This window comes from Helicobacter sp. T3_23-1056, from assembly GCF_053654535.1.
On the sequence record NZ_JBSIUU010000015.1, the window covers coordinates 17,730 to 35,579 of the forward strand.

Annotated in this window: 18 protein-coding genes; 5 read left to right on the forward strand and 13 right to left on the reverse strand. The window is 40.0% G+C overall.

Going from position 1 to position 17,850, the window contains the following annotated elements:
- Positions 1-53 precede the first annotated feature (53 nt).
- From ACWIUO_RS08710 to ACWIUO_RS08720, 3 genes are all read left to right on the forward strand, one after another.
- Positions 54-1,118: a tRNA (adenosine(37)-N6)-dimethylallyltransferase gene (locus ACWIUO_RS08710; protein WP_454177509.1), complete on the forward strand. Its 1,065-nt coding sequence runs from the start codon at positions 54-56 to the stop codon at positions 1,116-1,118.
- Between the two features lie 171 nt (positions 1,119-1,289).
- Positions 1,290-1,589, forward strand: coding sequence for an ATP-dependent Clp protease adaptor ClpS (locus ACWIUO_RS08715; protein ID WP_454177510.1), 300 nt, complete (start codon positions 1,290-1,292; stop codon positions 1,587-1,589).
- 123 nt (positions 1,590-1,712) lie between these two features.
- Complete coding sequence (locus ACWIUO_RS08720) at positions 1,713-4,142, forward strand: AAA family ATPase (protein ID WP_454177511.1); 2,430 nt, start codon at positions 1,713-1,715, stop codon at positions 4,140-4,142.
- A gap of 77 nt (positions 4,143-4,219) precedes the next feature.
- Here the strand turns inward: ACWIUO_RS08720 and ACWIUO_RS08725 are convergent, their stop codons facing one another.
- The 13 genes from ACWIUO_RS08725 to ACWIUO_RS08785 all read right to left on the reverse strand — a co-directional run bounded on the left by ACWIUO_RS08725 (position 4,220) and on the right by ACWIUO_RS08785 (position 15,247).
- Positions 4,220-4,813, reverse strand: a complete 594-nt coding sequence (locus tag ACWIUO_RS08725) for an RBBP9/YdeN family alpha/beta hydrolase (protein ID WP_454177512.1) — start codon at positions 4,811-4,813, stop codon at positions 4,220-4,222.
- Positions 4,814-4,824: 11 nt separating this feature from the next.
- Positions 4,825-5,148, reverse strand: coding sequence for a DUF5408 family protein (locus tag ACWIUO_RS08730; protein WP_454177513.1), 324 nt, complete (start codon positions 5,146-5,148; stop codon positions 4,825-4,827).
- 355 nt (positions 5,149-5,503) lie between these two features.
- Positions 5,504-7,393 carry a molecular chaperone DnaK gene (dnaK, locus tag ACWIUO_RS08735; protein ID WP_454177514.1) on the reverse strand — a complete coding sequence of 630 codons (1,890 nt, stop codon included), beginning with the start codon at positions 7,391-7,393 and terminating at the stop codon, positions 5,504-5,506.
- 28 nt (positions 7,394-7,421) lie between these two features.
- Positions 7,422-8,105, reverse strand: a complete 684-nt coding sequence (gene grpE, locus ACWIUO_RS08740) for a nucleotide exchange factor GrpE (protein ID WP_454177515.1) — start codon at positions 8,103-8,105, stop codon at positions 7,422-7,424.
- Between the two features lie 62 nt (positions 8,106-8,167).
- Entirely contained in the window at positions 8,168-8,971 is an 804-nt protein-coding gene (locus ACWIUO_RS08745) for a hypothetical protein (protein ID WP_454177516.1), read from the reverse strand.
- A 442-nt stretch (positions 8,972-9,413) separates the two neighbouring features.
- Positions 9,414-9,575 carry a hypothetical protein gene (locus ACWIUO_RS08750; protein WP_454177517.1) on the reverse strand — a complete coding sequence of 54 codons (162 nt, stop codon included), beginning with the start codon at positions 9,573-9,575 and terminating at the stop codon, positions 9,414-9,416.
- 233 nt (positions 9,576-9,808) lie between these two features.
- A complete protein-coding gene (locus ACWIUO_RS08755) occupies positions 9,809-10,231 on the reverse strand; it encodes a hypothetical protein (protein ID WP_454177518.1) in 423 nt (140 codons plus the stop codon).
- 134 nt (positions 10,232-10,365) lie between these two features.
- A complete protein-coding gene (locus tag ACWIUO_RS08760) occupies positions 10,366-11,085 on the reverse strand; it encodes a MotE family protein (RefSeq protein WP_454177519.1) in 720 nt (239 codons plus the stop codon).
- A gap of 14 nt (positions 11,086-11,099) precedes the next feature.
- Positions 11,100-11,534 (reverse strand): flagellar export protein FliJ, encoded by a 435-nt coding sequence (locus ACWIUO_RS08765; protein ID WP_454177520.1) that lies wholly within the window; start codon positions 11,532-11,534, stop codon positions 11,100-11,102.
- Positions 11,535-11,648: 114 nt separating this feature from the next.
- A complete protein-coding gene (locus tag ACWIUO_RS08770; protein WP_454177521.1) occupies positions 11,649-12,860 on the reverse strand; it encodes an adenylosuccinate synthase in 1,212 nt (403 codons plus the stop codon).
- 10 nt (positions 12,861-12,870) lie between these two features.
- Entirely contained in the window at positions 12,871-13,008 is a 138-nt protein-coding gene (locus ACWIUO_RS08775; RefSeq protein ID WP_454177522.1) for a hypothetical protein, read from the reverse strand.
- A 195-nt stretch (positions 13,009-13,203) separates the two neighbouring features.
- Complete coding sequence (locus ACWIUO_RS08780) at positions 13,204-14,055, reverse strand: ATP phosphoribosyltransferase regulatory subunit (RefSeq protein WP_454177523.1); 852 nt, start codon at positions 14,053-14,055, stop codon at positions 13,204-13,206.
- Between the two features lie 262 nt (positions 14,056-14,317).
- Positions 14,318-15,247: a ribose-phosphate pyrophosphokinase gene (locus ACWIUO_RS08785; protein WP_454177524.1), complete on the reverse strand. Its 930-nt coding sequence runs from the start codon at positions 15,245-15,247 to the stop codon at positions 14,318-14,320.
- Positions 15,248-15,485: 238 nt separating this feature from the next.
- On the opposite strand from ACWIUO_RS08785, the gene ACWIUO_RS08790 reads away from it, so the two are divergent.
- Both ACWIUO_RS08790 and ACWIUO_RS08795 read left to right on the forward strand, forming a co-directional pair.
- A complete protein-coding gene (locus ACWIUO_RS08790; protein WP_454177525.1) occupies positions 15,486-16,511 on the forward strand; it encodes a hypothetical protein in 1,026 nt (341 codons plus the stop codon).
- A gap of 116 nt (positions 16,512-16,627) precedes the next feature.
- The gene (locus ACWIUO_RS08795; RefSeq protein WP_454177526.1) at positions 16,628-17,644 is read left to right on the forward strand and encodes a chemotaxis protein CheW; all 1,017 of its coding nucleotides are present in this window, start codon (positions 16,628-16,630) and stop codon (positions 17,642-17,644) included.
- Positions 17,645-17,850 lie beyond the last annotated feature (206 nt).

The window sequence follows — 17,850 nt, forward strand, 5'->3', positions numbered from 1 at the left end:
AAATCTAGCACGCAAAATCTAGCGCAAAAACTATCATAAAAACTATTTGGCAAATGCAATCTAACTCTAAAACTAAAAAAAAAGATATTTTTGCCATTGTAGCCCCCACAGCTAGTGGCAAAAGCGCCCTAGCAATCAACCTAGCAAAAAAACTAAACGCAAATATTTTTTCTTTTGATTCGCTTAGTGTTTATAAATACATTTCTATCGCTTCGGCAAAACCTAGCCAAAGCGAGCTAGATAAAATCAAACATTACGGCGTAAATGAGCTAGAGCCAGATAGGCATTGCAATGCGGGGGTGTTTATGAGGATTTTCACTCACGCGTTGCAAGAAAGTAGAAGTGCAGAAAAAATCCTTATTTGCGTGGGTGGGAGTGGATTTTATCTGCATAGCATTATGCAGGGGCTATCTAAAAATCCCATAAAATCTAATGAGGATTTTAGCCCAAAATCTAGTTTGGCAAAATCTAACTTGACAACATCTAGTTTGGATTCTAGCTTAGATTTTGGTGTGGATTTTTATGCAAAATCTAGCCTGCCAAATGCTAAATGCAATAGCAAATGTAATAGCGAGATTAGCACAAAAATCTCTAGCCTAAAAAATCCCTATCAATTTTTAGAATCCATCGATAGCGTTGTGGCAAAAAATATCCACCCAAATGACACATACAGAATCCAAAAATTGCTAAGCATTTATTATGCGAGCGGGATTGCGCCTAGCGAGTATTTTAAAACCCACAAAAAAACGCCACTTTTTGCAAATATCCCAATCTATATCATAGACACGCCAAAAGAAGTGCTAAATGAGCGCATACAAGCCCGCACAAGCGCGATGCTAAAACAGGGGCTAGTAGATGAGGCAAAATGGCTTTTTGCAAAATATGGTGGCAAGATTCAGCCATTTAAGGCTATCGGGCTAAAAGAATGCTTAGAATGTTTTAAAAATAATGTCGATTTAAGCAAACCAAAAAACATAGAAAATCTATGCGAGCAAATCGCCACCCACACGCGCCAGCTTGCCAAACGACAGCGCACTTTTAATCGCTCCAAATTTAGCAATGCTACTTGCCTACCATATAATGAGCTAGAAAAAAAAATCTTAAATGATTTTGGCTAGATTTTGCAAGTTTTGCGTATTTTTTTGCGTGGTTTTTGTGTGGCTTTTGTGTGGTTTTTTTGTGGTTTTTATGTGGCGATTTGATTTTGTCTATTTAGATAAAGTATGCTAAATTTTTGTTACAATATTATTCCAAGACATAGCGTTAAATTTAGAAAATAAGGGATAAAAATGCCAAAGACAGATTTTGATATAGAATCTTCGCTATTGCTAGATATGCCTAAAATGGTGCGTGTGATTTTGCTAAATGATGACTACACAGAGATGGATTTTGTGGTGGCGGTATTGCAAAATATCTATGCCAAAAGCCACGATGAAGCACTTGCCTTAACGCTAGAAATCCACAAGCACGGCAAGGCAATCTGTGGAATCTATCCCTATGACATAGGCGAAACCAAAGTTCAAGAAACCATAAAAGCCGCAAAACAAGCACAATTTCCACTAAGGGCATATACAGAATCCATTGAGTAGATTTTGGCTTTTTATAGCAAGATAAAAGCCCAAAAAAGCGCGAAAATCGACTCTAAATCCCCATATTTTCAAGCATTTACAAGCCATTTTTAAACGCTAAAATCCAAAACAAAGAGAATCCAAATGCCATTTTCCACCCCCCCTTTTAGACAACAGCCCATTTTTGCCGATACGCTTAGCGAGATTATTGATTATTCTGTGCGCGTAGCACGGGAGTTGCACCACGAATATCTAACCATTGAGCATATTTTTTTGGGGCTTATCGTGCATAAAAAAAGCAAAGAATTTTTAGAATCCTGCGGTGCAAACACCGCCCAGCTAGAATCCCACATAAAAGACTACCTAACCAAATACATTCCAAGCAATGAAAAAATCTCCCTGCCCAAACAAACCCCAGCACTAGGACGCGTGCTATCCCAGATGGTGCGCCACGCGGACACTTCAGGGGCTAGCGTGGTAGAATTTTGGGATTTTTTGGCATTTGCTTTTGAGGAGAGGGATAGCTATTGTGCGAGGTTGTTAAAAAGTCTGCAAGTTAGCAGGTTAGATATTTTAGAAAATATCCCAAGCAATGATTTAGAGCTGCAAAAAAATGAGCTAGGACAAAGCCAGCCACAAGGCACAGGACTAGATTCTAGCAAAAATGTTGGCTCACATTTTAGCCAAAAAGGCAGGGCAAAAAGCGCGCTTGAAGGGTTTTCAAAAAATCTAAACGCCCTAGCAAAGCAGGGCAAAATCGACCCTTTAATCGGGCGAGATAGCGAGCTAAGACGCATTTGTGAGATTTTGTGTCGGCGCAAAAAAAATAATCCAATCTTGCTAGGCGAACCCGGGGTTGGCAAAACCGCTATTGTCGAGGGGCTAGCCCTAGCCATAGTCCAAGACAAAATCCCAAAAAAATTGCAAGATTGCGTGATTTACGCGCTTGATTTGGGTGCGCTTGTCGCGGGGAGCAAGTATCGGGGGGATTTTGAAAAACGGCTAAAATCAATCATAGCCGAGCTAGAAGAGCAAAAAAATGTCATTGTTTTTATCGATGAGATTCACACTCTTGTAGGCGCGGGTGCGACTTCAAGCAGCAGTATGGACGCCTCAAACTTGCTAAAACCAGCACTTGCAAATGGAAATATTCGCTGTATCGGTGCTAGCACTTTTAGCGAGTATAAAACAAGCATTGACAAAGATAAAGCCTTGTCGCGTAGATTTTGCGCTGTCGATATAAAAGAGCCTAGTTTAGATTCTTGCTTAGCGATTTTAAAATCTTTGCAACCGCTTTATGAGGATTTTCACGGGATAAAGTATGATGATGAAGCCCTGCAAGCCTGCCTAGAGCTAGCAAATCGATATATACACGATAAATTTTTGCCAGATAAGGCTATTGATTTGCTAGATGAAGTGGGGGCTACATTTTCGCTAAGCAATGCCACGCTAAATGGGCTACAAACCAAGCAACATCACAATACTAAACATTCTAAAATCCAAAAACCTAACATTGTCAATCTAGCGGATTCTACGCCTACACAGCCGACAAAATCGACAAAATCCAAAAACCCCAAGACAACATCTAAAACCACCCAAACTATCATCACCAAAAAAGATGTCGAAGAAGTGCTAAGCAAGACATATCATATCCCAAAATCCCAAGTAAATGCTAATGAACGAAACGCCCTAAAAACGCTCGATAAACGACTAAAAAATCGCATCTATGCCCAAGATGAAGCCATAGACAAAGTCGTGCGCTCTATCAAAATCGCCAAAGCAAATCTAAAAGAGCCAAACCACCCCATAGGCAGCTTTTTGTTTAGCGGTCCTAGCGGGGTTGGCAAGACGGAGCTAGCAAAAGAGCTAGCCTCCCATTTGGGAATGGCATTTGTGCGATTTGATATGAGCGAATATAGTCAAGCCCATAGTGTCGCCACGCTCATCGGCGCACCTGCGGGCTATGTCGGCTATGAAAATGGCGGAATCTTAGTAGATAAAATCCGCAAAAATCCCCATTGCGTGCTTGTCCTAGATGAAATCGAAAAAGCACACAGCGATATTTATAATATTTTATTACAAGTAATGGACAATGCCACGCTTACCGATAATATGGGCAATATTGCGCGGTTTAATAACGCCATTTTGATTCTCACTTCAAACGCAGGGAGCAAGGAAGGCAATGCCATTGGTTTTAGCGCGGATAATTCTGCTCGCATAAGCGGTGCGCTAAAAGATATTTTTAGCCCAGAGTTTCGTGGCAGGCTTGATGGAGCGATTTATTTTAATCCGCTTAGCAAGACAGAATTTAGAAAAATCACACAAAAAATCATCAACGATATGAATGCCTCGCTAGAAAAAAGAGGCATAAAAATCACGCTAGATTCTAGCGCGCTAAATCGCCTAAGTGCTAGCAGTGGGGAAAGTGCGCTAGGTGCTAGAGAGATAAAAAAGATAATTGATAGTGAGATAAAATCTACTTTGAGCGAAATCATCATAAGTGGCAAGCTAGATAAGGGAGGCGAAGTGTTTGTTCGCTTTGAAAAAAATAAATTTGTGCTATCTCTTGCTTAAATTTTGATTGCAAAATCAAGCAGAATTTATAAAAGTTTTGGCTTTATTTTGCGATAAATTTGCTACCAAAATTGAAGTTAAGATTTTAATTGCAATCGCAAAAGTGAGAATCCAAGCTCAAATGTATCAAATCCATCACTTTGCATAAAATGCCCTCCTTTTGGCTCTCTCACAAAAGTCGCTTCTATTTTTTGGGCTAGATTTTCGCTAAATTCACAAGGGACGATTTCATCATCTTGCGCGCTAATGACTATGCGATTTTTAACCCTCATAATAATATTTGCAAAATCTAAATCCCCCTTAGCAAAGCTATCAAGCTCGGGGAGTGAGGGCAGAGGATTGCAAAAACCTGATACAAGCAAAATGCCACCGATTTTTGGATTTTGATTATCTTGCTTTAGCGTGTGTATGTAGCGCAATGTGCTAATCGTGCCAAGAGAGTGCGCAACAAAAAAAGTATCGCTATTTGGAGTGCCAACATTATGCTTTATGCACTCTATCCATTCTTCTAATATCGGATTTTGAGGGTTTGGCATAGAGAGGATTTCTACGCTTGCCCCTAGATTTTCCGCCTGTTGTTTTAGCCATACAAACCAATGTTTGCGTGGATGCGCATCAAATCCGTGAATGATAAAAACGCGTTTTTTTGCATTGCTAGGCGTTGGTGTCATTTTATTGCTCTTTAAGGTTGTGGATTTTGTGTGTTAGGTTTTGGTTGTAGTGATTTTGGTGTAGGATTTTTGTTTGCGTGAGGGGGGTGGCTAGGTTGATTTTGGGTATCTATGCTAGATTGCGCCACATCTTTAGATTCTCCATTAAAATCCGCTATATTTAGCACTTGTTTTATGAGTTTTACTTCTTTGCTTATTTGGGCGGTGGCTGTGATTTGGTTTAGCAAAATGTAGATATTTATCATCAGTAGCACGACTGCTATCATACCGATAAATATGACGATTTTCATCGCTTTTTTTGCGATATTTAGGGCTTGCTCATTTGGTGCATTCATCACATTCCTTTTTAAATTGCTTATTTTGATTTTGATTTATTTTGATTTGTTTGTAGCGTTTGTTTTGGGTTTTTAAAATCCACAGGGCAAATTCTACCAAAATCCCACTACAAAATCACAAAGCCTTTGTGAAAATCTTGTTTTATCGATTGAAAACTAAATCTTGTTTATTTGTTCGCTCATTCGTTCGTTCGTTCGTTTATTTATTTGCAAGCCAAATTTTATTTCCCGCTATCCATTTTTGATTGTTTGATTTTGCCCCTCCATTTTGTCTATCCATTGTTTTTCACTCCATTTTGCCCCTCCATTTTGCCTCTCAAAAACTTGCAAACCCCATTTTTTGCTAGCCTTATTTTTACTCCACTTCAGCGTCTATGACATCATCATCTTTGCCTTTTTTGCTAGCATTTGCGCCACCTGCATTCTCTTGGCTTTTGCCATCTTTTGCATACATCGCTTCAGCTAGCTTGTGGCTTGCCTCTGTGAGCGTTTTTACCTTTTCATCGATTTGTTCTTTTGTGGCATTTTCATCTTTTAGCGTGGTTTTTAGCTCCTCTAGCGCAGAATTTATCTTTTCTACATCGCTAGATTCTAGCTTGTCTTTCATTTCTGTTAGCGTTTTTTCCGTTTGATACACTAGCGAATCCGCCATATTGCGCGATTCTATCGCACCTTTACGCTTAGCGTCTTCTTCTTTGTGTAGCTCGGCATCTTTTACCATTTTTTCGATTTCACTATCGCTTAGCCCGCTTGAGCCTGTGATTTTGACTTCTTGGGATTTACCACTTGCTTTGTCTTTGGCACTCACGGTCAAAATCCCATTTGCATCAATATCAAATGTTACTTCGATTTGAGGCACACCGCGCGGTGCTGGCGGGATTCCCTGCAAGTCAAAATTTCCTAACAATTTATTATCTTTTGCTAGTTCGCGCTCGCCTTGAAGCACGCGGATTGTTACGGCTGGCTGGTTGTCTTCAGCGGTGGAAAAAGTCTGGGTTTTTTTGGTAGGGATTGTCGCGCCCCTATCGATTACTTTTGTCATCACACCACCAAGCGTTTCGATTCCTAACGACAGCGGCGTTACATCAAGCAATAGCACATCTTTGACATCGCCTTTTAGCACGCCACCTTGTATCGCCGCGCCCACAGCCACGACTTCATCGGGATTGACTGATTTGTTTAGCTCTTTGCCGATGAAGTCTTTTACGCGCTCTTGGACTTTTGGGATTCTCGTGCTTCCGCCCACCATTACCACTTCGCTTATATCGCCCTTGCTAAGCCCCGCGTCTTTAATCACAGAATCAATCTTAGTAATCGTCTCATCGATTAAATCCTCAATAAGGCTTTCAAACTTCGCACGCGTGAGCTTTTTGACAAAGTGCTTTGGACCGCTCGCATCTGCCGTGATAAAAGGCAGGTTGATTTCGCTCTCTTGCGCGCTTGAGAGTTCCTTTTTGGCATTTTCAGCCGCGTCTTTTAGTCGCTGGAGTGCCATCACATCGGCTTTTATGTCGATTCCACTTTCATCTTTAAATTCTCCCGCCGCCCAATCAATTATGCGGTTATCAAAGTCATCGCCTCCCAAAAACGCATCGCCACCTGTGGCAAGCACTTCTACGACATTATCGCCCGTTTCTAGCACCGTTACATCAAATGTCCCGCCACCTAAGTCATACACCATTATTTTTTCGCTCTCTTTTTTATCAAGCCCATAGGCAAGCGCGGCTGAAGTGGGCTCGTTTATGATTCTAAGCACATTTAGCCCCGCAATCGTGCCCGCCTCTTTTGTCGCCTTTCGTTGAGAGTCGTTAAAATACGCTGGCACCGTGATTACCGCTTCACTCACGCTCTCACCCAGATAGCTTTCGGCGTCCTCTTTGATTTTCATCAGAATCTTCGCGCTAATTTCTTGTGGCGTGTAGGTTTTATCCGCGATTTCTACCGCGCACGCGCCATTTCTATCGACTATCTTATAGGGAAGTCGCTTCTGCGCCTCTTTTGCCTTGTCCTCATTTAGCATAAGCCCCATAATGCGCTTAATGGAGTAAATCGTCTTTTGAGGATTGGTTACAGCCTGCCTTTTGGCTGGCTCGCCTACCAAAATCTCGCCCTTATCGGTAAATGCCACGATTGAGGGCGTAGTGTTTTTGCCCTCTTTGTTAGCGATGATTTTTGCCTCTGTGCCTTCATATACCGCCATTGCGGAGTTTGTAGTCCCTAAGTCTATTCCAATTACTTTTGCCATTTGTTATCCTTTGTGTTGGTTTTGTTTTTTAGTTTTTGACTAATGCCACCATCGCTGGTCGCAAAGTCCGCTCTTTATAAGTGTAGCCCTTTTGCAAAACTTGAGCGATGTCGCCATCGTTTAGTTCTGCGTTTTGCACCTGCATAATACATTCGTGCAAATTTGGGTCAAACTCACCGCTCGTGCTAATCTCCTCTATGCCGTGCTTTTGCAGGGTTTTTAGTAGATTTTCTTGCGTGAGGTTGATACCCTCCAAAATCGCGCTATGCTCTTTTGCCGCTTCCTTTGCCCGCTCTAGCGTATCTACAATCGGCAATAAATCTTTGGCGATTTTTTCATACGCGTATTCTAGGGCTTGATTTTTCTCGCGCTCTAATCGCTTTTTGACATTTTCAAAATCCGCGTGAGCGCGCAAATATTTGTCTTTCCATTCATTTATTTGGGTTTGAAACTCGCTAGGATTTTCCTCCTCATCATCGCCAGAATCGCTAGAATCAACAAAATCGCTAAAATCATTTGTTTCGCTTGATTTGAAAAACTCTCGTGCTTCTTTTGATTTTTGCCTCTGGCTAAAATCGCTAGATTCTGCGCTATTAGAATCTGCAGATTCTACAAATTTATTGCTAGATTCTAACTCGTTTATTAGTTCATTTTCAAAATCCGCATCATTTGGATTCTCTCCCAAATCTGCAAGATTAGAATCTTTGCTCATTGTTGCTCCTTTGTGTTGGGATAAAAAGCGCGTCCTGTGCCTATTCTCAAAGATTTTCCACTTCACGCGCTTTTTTCTAATGCCTCATAAAAGCCCTCATAATCTTTTGTTAGCTTGCCGATACAAAGCATTTTTGCCTCGCTATCCTCGCCATTTTTTAGATAAGTGGCGTTGTGTGCTAGCACCATATATTCGCTTTTTTCAGGGAAAAATACCGCGTTTTCAAGCCTGCTAAACATTTCGCCATTTAAGATTTCAAGCGCGATTTGCGGCTGTGAGCTAACTAACTCGCCCAAATACTCTAGCCCAAAAAATTTCGGCGCACTCTGCAAACTGCAAAGCGCGTTATAAAGGCTTGTCGCGCAGACTTCTTTTGCGATTTTTATGATGTCTTCTAGCTCCATACCTTGTAATTCCTTGCAAAAACGCGACATATTTGCCACAAGCGGAATCGCCACCCTATCTTTGCTGAAACATAACACAAGCGTTTGTGCCTCATCTAGCTCAATGACTTGAAGTAGCTTTTGGCTAAAATTTTGCGCTACGCTTGGCTTTATCACGCAAGATAGCGCGAAAATCTTGCAGCTAGATTCTAGCTTGCTAGAATCTAGCGTGGGGTGCAAATCTTTGGGGCTAAGTTTTTTACGCCAATAATCTTTTAGCGCGTAAGCGGTAGGCACTCGCCCAGAGCTAATGTGGGTTTGCACAATCACGCCTTCCTGCCCCAAAATCTTAAAATAATTGCGAATCGTAGCAGAAGAGATATTCACACCAAGCGAGACTTTGAGCGTCTCCGAGCCGATAGGCTCTTGATATTTGATATATTGGCGAATCATCTCATTAAGCAAAAATTCTTTTTTTTGCATTTGCTAGTCCTCACAATCAATCTATGGAAATTTACAAAATACGAAAAAGGCTTGCTAAAGCTATTTTGTCTTTAGCGATGAGAATTTTAGCCCAAAAAAGTAAATAAAATTAGCATTTAAGCAAAAAGATTGCTAAAAATTATAAAATATGAGTGTATGACTATAAACTTTACTTAGTATATTTATTTAGATTTTCTTATGTGGATACTAGCAAACTATGAAAAACACGCTTTTTTTATTTTTTATTGTGTTTTTAAAACTTTGGCGTTTTTTTTGGTTTATGTTTTGGTTTGTTGCAATCGCATTTGGCTTTTTTGCGCTTTTTTCTGCATTGTTTTTTTGCTTTGTGGCAGGATATATAGTAGCCATAGATTATGTTTATCTTTCAAATCATTTACAAATCACTTAAAAGGGAAGATTCTATGCTTTTTCATAATTTGTTTTATTTTTGCATTTTTGCCAATCGTGTGGATAGTCTTTCATTTGCTAAAAAACCAAAGTTTTGCAAGATTTTATAATGGATTCTGCGATAGATTTTGTAGTAGATTTTATGATAGTTTTTGTGATGGATTCTATAATGTGTTTTTATGATAGATTTTGCCATATCTTTTTTGCAAACTCAATTATTGCAAACACTGACAAAACTAGCCCCCACACAATCAACACTTACAAATTTTGCTAAAATCTTTTTGATTGCTTCAAGCCTATTTTTCTACGCCTTTTGGAATCTCTCATACTTGCCTATTTTGCTAATCTCTATTACTATCAATTACTTTTTAGCAAAAGCGATTTTGCGTTTTAGCGTTGTGCGATTTTTACACTACAAATGGTGTCAATTCACACGCTAAAATCTAGTAAATCATCATTACAAGATTCACTAGAATCTAATATTGCTTTCTCATCGCTAGGCTTTAAGAAAGCCGCAACAATCGATAAAAATATTTGAATTGCCACGAAAAATCTAGCGATTTTTCTCGCAATGACGGCACAAGTGTAGATTGCCACGAATTTACTAACGCAAATTTTCACAATGACGATGGGGGTGGATTGCCACGCATTAGATTTTGCAAAAAATGCAGAATCTAATGCGTAGCAATGACAAATGTTTGTAGTATGATGATTTGTGGAGAATGGATTTGCTACGCGGATTTTGTCAAATCCTCTTGCAATGGTAAAAGTTGCGCTTGCAATGATAGAAATAGAGTGTAGCGTGGTCGCACAGCAATGACAGAAATAGAGTAGCGCGTAGTCGCGTAGCAATGATAGAAATAGGGTCTCTAATTTATCATAAAATCAAATCAAACCAAATAAAGCTTACATAAAGCTAAGTCAAATCAATATAAGCAAAGCAAAATTAAGCAAAGTTACACAAAAATAAACCAAATAAAGCCAAATCAAAATCCGCCGTTATCTTGGAATCGTAGTTGCGCTTTGTCATCTGCTTGTTCATCTTGTGGATTTTGCCCGGGTATAGGATTTGGTTGCGTGGTGTCTTTTTTGTCATCGCTTTTTTTATAGGGCGGTCCTTTTGCGATGACTTTGGTAAGCTCTGCGGCGCGTTTTGCGTCCATTTTTGCCAAAATCTTAGACGCCTCGCTAGGAGTTAGCGCGGTTAGGATTTCAGCAGCTTCGCCATCATCTAGTTCTGCTAGGATTGGCGCAGCTTTTGAGTCTTTCATACCCGAAAAAGTTTTGGCGACTTTGGAAGCTGAAGTGCTTTGTATTTGGGCTAAAATCTCTTCATTTTTAGCGATTAGCTCTTCTATCGCCTTTTTTTCTGCGGCGACTTTGTCAAATGCCTGTTTTTGCCTTGCTTGCGCTTCTTTGATTTTGTTTTGGAGGGCTTGCTCTTGGAGTTTTAGCTGTGCTTGCTTTTGTTCGATTAGATTTTGCGTGGCGTTGCGATAGACTTCTAGATTTTGCATTTTTTCATTTAGCTCGCGCAAAGAATCTTTTATCTCGCCTTTTCGCGCTTCAAATATCGCATTGCATTGCAAAATCTCATTTGCATTTTGCGTGTTTTGTGCGCTTTGTTTGTTTTGAGGATTCGCAGACGCGCTATATGCCACACTAGCACAAAGTATAAAAAACAGCGCGTGTTTTATCATTTTCATAACTTGCTCCTTTTTTAGCTATAAAGTTCGCTTTGAGAGGGTTTGTTGTAAAGTAATAAGGCGATTTCATCAAGGTTTTTGGATTCTGCTTTTTTTAGTTTTTTTAGTAGTTTTTCTCTCTCTTGCTCTTTTATATGTTTGTATTTTTCGTATTCTATGTAGATAGTTTTGCGCTCTTGCTCTAGGGTTTTTAGATTTGCTTTGAGGGTGGATATAGAGGCGCGGATTCTATCGATTTCATTGATGATGGCTTTTTGCTTGGCATTTGTTTGCAAAAAAAGCGCGAAATCGCCCTCTTTTTGATATGTGATTTGAGAGAGTGAGATTTGCAACTCATCGATTTTGCCATATTGTGCGGCGATTTGGTTATTTACTCGCAATATCTCTAACTCTTTTGCATCTAGTCGTTTTTTGTGCGCTAGGACAAGTGCGTCAAATGGAGTTTTCATCTCTGCCCTTTGTGTTTTATCTACAAGCATATTCACAAATCTAGCAAAACTAAAATCCGCTAAAATCTAAAAAACATTGTAACACATTTTTGTAGCATATTTTTTAAGTGCCTCTTAGCGATAAATGCTCTCTTTTCGCTCCGCTCCTGTGGATATGATAGAGATTTTCACGCCCACTAGCTTTTCAAGCGCGTCTATGTAGGATTTTGCATTTGGCTCTAGCTCATCGATTTTGGTAGATTTTGCGCTATGTTTCCAGCCCGCATACGCCTCATAGATAGGTTTTGCATTGTCCAAATCGCTTGGGACATAATCGATTTTTTTGCCTTTGTAGTCATAGCCTACGCAAACTTTGACTTCTTCAAATCCATCTAGCACATCTAGTTTCATTAGGGCGATTTCATCACAACCATTTAACTTGCAAGCATATCTTGCAGCCACCGCGTCAAACCACCCGCATCGCCTAGCCCTCCCCGTAGTCGTGCCAAATTCCGCTCCTTTTTGTCGCAAAAGCTCGCCTATCTCGCCAAACTCTTCGCTAGGAAACGCGCCATTTCCCACGCGTGTGCAATACGCCTTAGCAATGCCTATGACTTTGTTTATAGATTTTGGTGGCAAGCCACTCCCACTGCAAGCACCTGAAGCGATAGTCGTAGAGCTTGTTACAAAGGGATAAGTCCCGTGGTCTATATCTAGCATACTGCCCTGCGCGCCTTCTAGCAAAATCTTTTGTCCGCTACTTTGCGCTTGCCAAAGCAGGTTCGTGCTATCGGTGATAAATGGCAAAATCTTAGTCGCGCAAGATTTTAGCAATTTGATGATAGATTTTACTTGTTTCTCATCTAAATCTTTTCGCTCAAAAAGCCTAGATTCTAGCGCGTCTAAATCGTATAAATCGCATACGCGAATGCCGATTCTGCCGACTTTGTCGCAGTAGGTTGGTCCTATGCCTTTGCCTGTTGTGCCGATGGCGGTTTTTGATTGTGCTTCGTTTAGTATATCGCGCTCTTGATGAAATGGCAAAATCAAATGCGCTCTATCAGAGATAAATAATCGCCCCTCTAAGTCGCCAAATTGCGACATTTCTTTGATTAAGGATTCTAAGTCGATGACTACGCCATTGCCGATTAGGTTTTTGCAATGAGGGGTGATTATGCCTGATGGGATTAAATGCAGGGCGTATTTTTTGTCATTTACGACTATGGTGTGCCCAGCATTGTGCCCGCCTTGATAGCGCACTACAAAATCATAATCCTTTGCTAGGGCATCTACTATTTTGCCTTTGCCTTCATCGCCCCATTGGATACCAACAACTAAATCTGCCATTTGATTCTCCTTACAAAATTTGGTTATGCTTGTCTTTGTGCGATAAATCGCGGATTGTGCGCGTGTGGCTTTGGCTACATACGCTCAAAAAGTTGCTCCCTTGCCATAGGCTTAAAAACCACGATTTCTCATCACAAATACTTCGCACATTTATTGCCCTTAGTTTGAAAATTTATGCTTTTTCTTGCTTTTTTTTACATAATTTAAAAAAATCCAAATTCTAGCATTTTGCGGTATTACTTTGTGCAATCATTTTGCCCTGCAAATGAGGCGTATTAGACATACGCTTTTAGACAAAGCAGGGGGATAAGGATTGCACAAATTCATTACCCAAAGGCGAATTTCACTTACAATTTCGTAAAATTTTTGCAATCACATTATCCTCATATATCCCCACCCCACCACACAAACAATCTTGGATTTTATACTTCCCGCCCAAAAACAGCACGCTATTTTGCGCAAACCCCTTATACACAATATCATCATAATACGCCACCATTGTCCGCTCTAGCGGGGAAATAAGCGTGCGCGGATAATCACAAGATTTTGCCTTTTCAAGCAATCTCTCACATTCTAGCTTCAAAAACATCGGTGCATTTGGGATATAGCCTGCCAAATCCTCTATGCTAGATAGCTTTATGATTTCTTGCATAAATGGGGCTTTTTGCGTGATTTCCTCTAAGCAAAGAGTGCCAAAAGATTCTATGCTTTGCCCCATTTCTGCTAGGCATAGTTGCAAGATTTTAGCGTTGCTTACTTGCAGGTGGGATTGTAGCGAGAATTTTTCTAAAATCTGCAAACATAGCTTTATCACTTCGGTGAAATTGCTTGGATTTAGACATTCTGCGCCGATTTGGTAAATCTCATTAGTAGGGTAGCTAAACACGGGCTGGATATAAAACCATTTTTGATGATTGATAGCGCGTCCTAGCCTTTTGGTTAGAATCCGTATCGTGTCAATCGTAGAATCATAGCGCAGAGAAATTTGATGATTGTTTTGAGAATTTAGACGGATAATGCGCCTATCGCCGATATTTTGCTGGTGCTCTAAATATGAAAAATACGGCGTAACGATTTCTTCAAATCCATTTTGGCTAAACACTTCGCACGCATAAGATTCTAGCTTGCGTTTGATTTGTGCGGATTTGCCAAAATAGAGTTTTGTCCCCTCTGGGATTTCGTGCTCAAAAATCACTTTTTTTCCTTATGTTGTTTTTTGTGTTGTTTTTTAGTTTTTAGATTTTGTGTGCCTTGTGAGAATTATAAACTCGTTTTGTTTTTGTAAGTGCCTACAAAGCCTGCAAAACGCGCTTATTTTTGTGCTATTTTTGGAGTTGTGCTTTGGTGGCAAGCGAGATAGAATGTATAAATTCATCGAGCGAAGCCACCAAACGCAAGCATAACAAAATCTACTTTTGTTATGCGTCTCCCCAAAAATAGCCAAAAAGAAACGCGTTTTAAATAAACAGAGAATTTACGCTTTCATTATGATAAATCCTCCTCACCACCTCCGCAAACAACGGCGCGACATTCAAACTTGTGATTTTATCACATTTTTTTGTCAAAGGTATGGAATTGCTAACCACGACTTCATCTAGCTCGCTTTGCATTATTTTTTCCATCGCTCCACCGCTCAAAATCGCGTGTGTGCCAAGCGCGATAACGCAAATAGCCCCCTTTTCTTTGAGGGCTTTTGCGGCTTTGCACATAGTCCCTGCGGTGTCTATCATATCATCGACTAATATGACATTTTTCCCCTCCACATCGCCTATGATATTCATCACTTCGCTTTCATTTGCCCTCTCTCTGCGCTTATCGACAATGACTAAATCACAGCCTAATCGCTTCGCAAAATATCTAGCCCGTGGCACGCCTCCTACATCTGGGCTTGCGATGATGGGGTTTTTAAATCCTTTGCTTCGCACATAGTCATAAAAAGCGATTGAGCCATATAGATTATCCACAGGAATATCAAAAAACCCTTGAATCTGCCCCGCGTGCAAATCCATAGTAATCACTCTATCTATGCCTGCTTGTTCGATTAGGTTTGCTACGAGTTTGGCTGTGATTGGCACGCGAGGGGCTGCCTTTCTATCCTGTCTAGCATAGCCAAAGTAGGGAATCACAGCCGTAATCGAGTTAGCCGAGCTCCGCTTAAAAGCATCGCTCATTATGAGCAATTCCATAAGATTATCATTTGTAGGGGGGCAAGTAGGCTGAATGATAAAGACATCTTTGCCGCGCACGGATTCATTGATTTGCACGCTTATTTCGCCATCGCTAAAACGATTTATGCTGATAGAAGAGAGCATCACATCTAGGTGTTTTGCAAATTCTTTGCTAAATTCTGCGTGGGCATTGCCACTAAAAATCTTAAATCCGTGCATTGTTTGTAAGCCTTTCTTTAATGGGTTTTAAAATAGGTTTTAAATGCGTAGAAAATCTAAAATCAGCCAAAAACACAAAGTCGTAATTATAGAAAAAATTTGCCTAAATGTCGTGGCTTTTTGGTAAATTTGTGAATTTTTAGCGACTTTTGGCTAAAATGACAAAATCTAAAAATCCCCACAAAAAGCCTAAAATAGCCCACTTAACAAACAAAAAATCTTAACACAAAGAGTGAAAATGGACAATCTCAACGCTTGCCCTACAAATTTATCGCATTTATCGCATTTGCAAAACCTGCCATTTTTGCAAGACTTGCCAACGCTACAAAAAGGGGCGGTGTTTATCGCGGATTCTCACTACCGTGCGGATTATGTGGCAAATATGGCAAATGTGGCAAATAAAACACACGATTTAGATTTTGCCACAAAGCCAAATATCGCAAAATCAAATTCCAAAAAAATAAATGCCCCAAAAATAAACGCAAAAAAATCAAACACCACGCAAAAAAACGCCACACAAGAAAACATAGATTCTCTTTTTTTAGCTAAGCTAGATTCTCTCATCATTTCGCCACCTCCACAAGTGTTTTTTATGGGCGATATTGCGGATTTATTCATCGGGCATATCCCTAGCTCTGCTAGGCAAAATCGCCACCTTATCCAAAAAATCAACGCTCTTAGCCAAAAATGCGAGGTTTTTTATTTCGAGGGCAATCACGATTTTGGGATAGATTCTAGATTGTTGCCAAATGTCAAAATCTATCCGCGAATCGCTCAACCCGCACTTTTTGATTTTGGTGGCAAAATCTATGCGCTAGCACACGGCGATATTTTCATAGACAAGGGCTATGAAATCTACATAAGAGCTATGAATGTAGCGATGATTTTAAGCGGTTTTAGAATCCTAGACATACTTAGTCTTGGCAAAATCTATGATTTTATACGCCACAAAGTCCATAAAAAGCGCATTAAACGCTTAGATTTTAGCCAAAATGGATTTTATGATTTTGCAAAAAAACGCACACAAAAATACATAAATAATGTCGCAAAATCTAGCCAAAATCTACACGCAAACAAAAAAAGCAGAATCAGCGAAATCAGTGGAATCAGTGGAATCATAGAAGGGCATTTTCACATCGGGCAAAGAGCGCAAATCACGGATTTTAGACAAAATTTGCAAAACACAAAAAACACCAAAGAATCTATTGATTATATTTCTTTGCCATCGTTTTTTTGCCATCAAGATTTTTTTATACTTTCGTAGATTTTGGATTTTATAAAACTTACAAAAAACTTGCCAAAAATTGATAGAATGCCAAAATCAATCGCTAAAATCCACTACCAAAATCAAAAACCACAAAACATAATGGGAGAAACCAAATGGCAACTACATTAAGCGCGACACAAATGGAATCTTTTAATGAAATTGCACTTATTGATTTTAGAATCTTTGAGGAGCGAGATGGGCAACACTATGAGGGGATATATGGCATAAATGTCGCAAAAGTCCAATCCGTGATGGAGCGTCCCAAAGAGATTTTTGACGCACCGGGAAGCCCTGATTATGTGCTTGGGTTGTTTGATTTGAGGGGGGTTATTATCCCTGTGGTGGATTTATCAAAATGGCTTAATATAAAGCCCACAGAGCAAATCCCATCAAATTGGTGCTTGTCGTGTCAAAATTCTGCTAGAAATTCTCCCGCGTTTGCCTCCCCACTGCAAAAATGCCAAAAAATCATCATCGCAGAATTTAACAATATCCAAATAGGCTTTATCGTAGATGCGGTCAAACTTATCCGCCGTATAAATTGGCGAAATGTCGAGCCAGCGCATTTTAGTATCTCTAGCACCGCAGAGCGAGGGAGGGTAACAGGCACGACAAGAATCGATGATGGCTACACGATGCTGATTTTGGATTTAGAGAGTATCATTGATGAGCTAGATTTTTATGAAAGAAAAGCTGATGACATCATAGAAATAATGGAAGACCAAGAGAAATTTAGCGGAATCGCGCTTGTGCTAGATGATAGTAGCGTGGCTAGAAAGCGCGTGGTGCAAAATCTAAAAGCGATGGGATTTGACATTATCGAGGCTATCGATGGCGAGGAAGGCAGAGCAAAAATGGAATTATTATTTAGACAATACGGCACAAATTTGCAAGAGCATTTAAAAATCATTGTCTCTGATATAGAAATGCCAAAAGTCGATGGATTCCAATTTGCAAATATGATGAAAGGCGATGCAAGATTTGCTAAAATCCCTATCGTGTTTAACTCATCGATATGCGACCAAAACACGATGGAAAAAGGCAATATCGTAGGGGCTGATGGCTACATAGTCAAATTTGAGCCAGAGCTTTTCTATGAAGAAATCAAAAAAATCCTATCATCAAAATAACCAAAACACAGCCAAACACAGCCAAACAAAGCCAAACAAAGCCAAACAAAATCTTAGTGCGCAAAATCTTTTAGCGTGCAAAAATTAGTGCGCAAAGAAGCGCAAAATCTTTTTTATATTTACGCTTCTTTGCCGAATTTAATACAAAGTCTTTTGATAAATTTTCGACAAAAAGTGCGAGCAAAAAATGCAAGCCAAAAAACGCA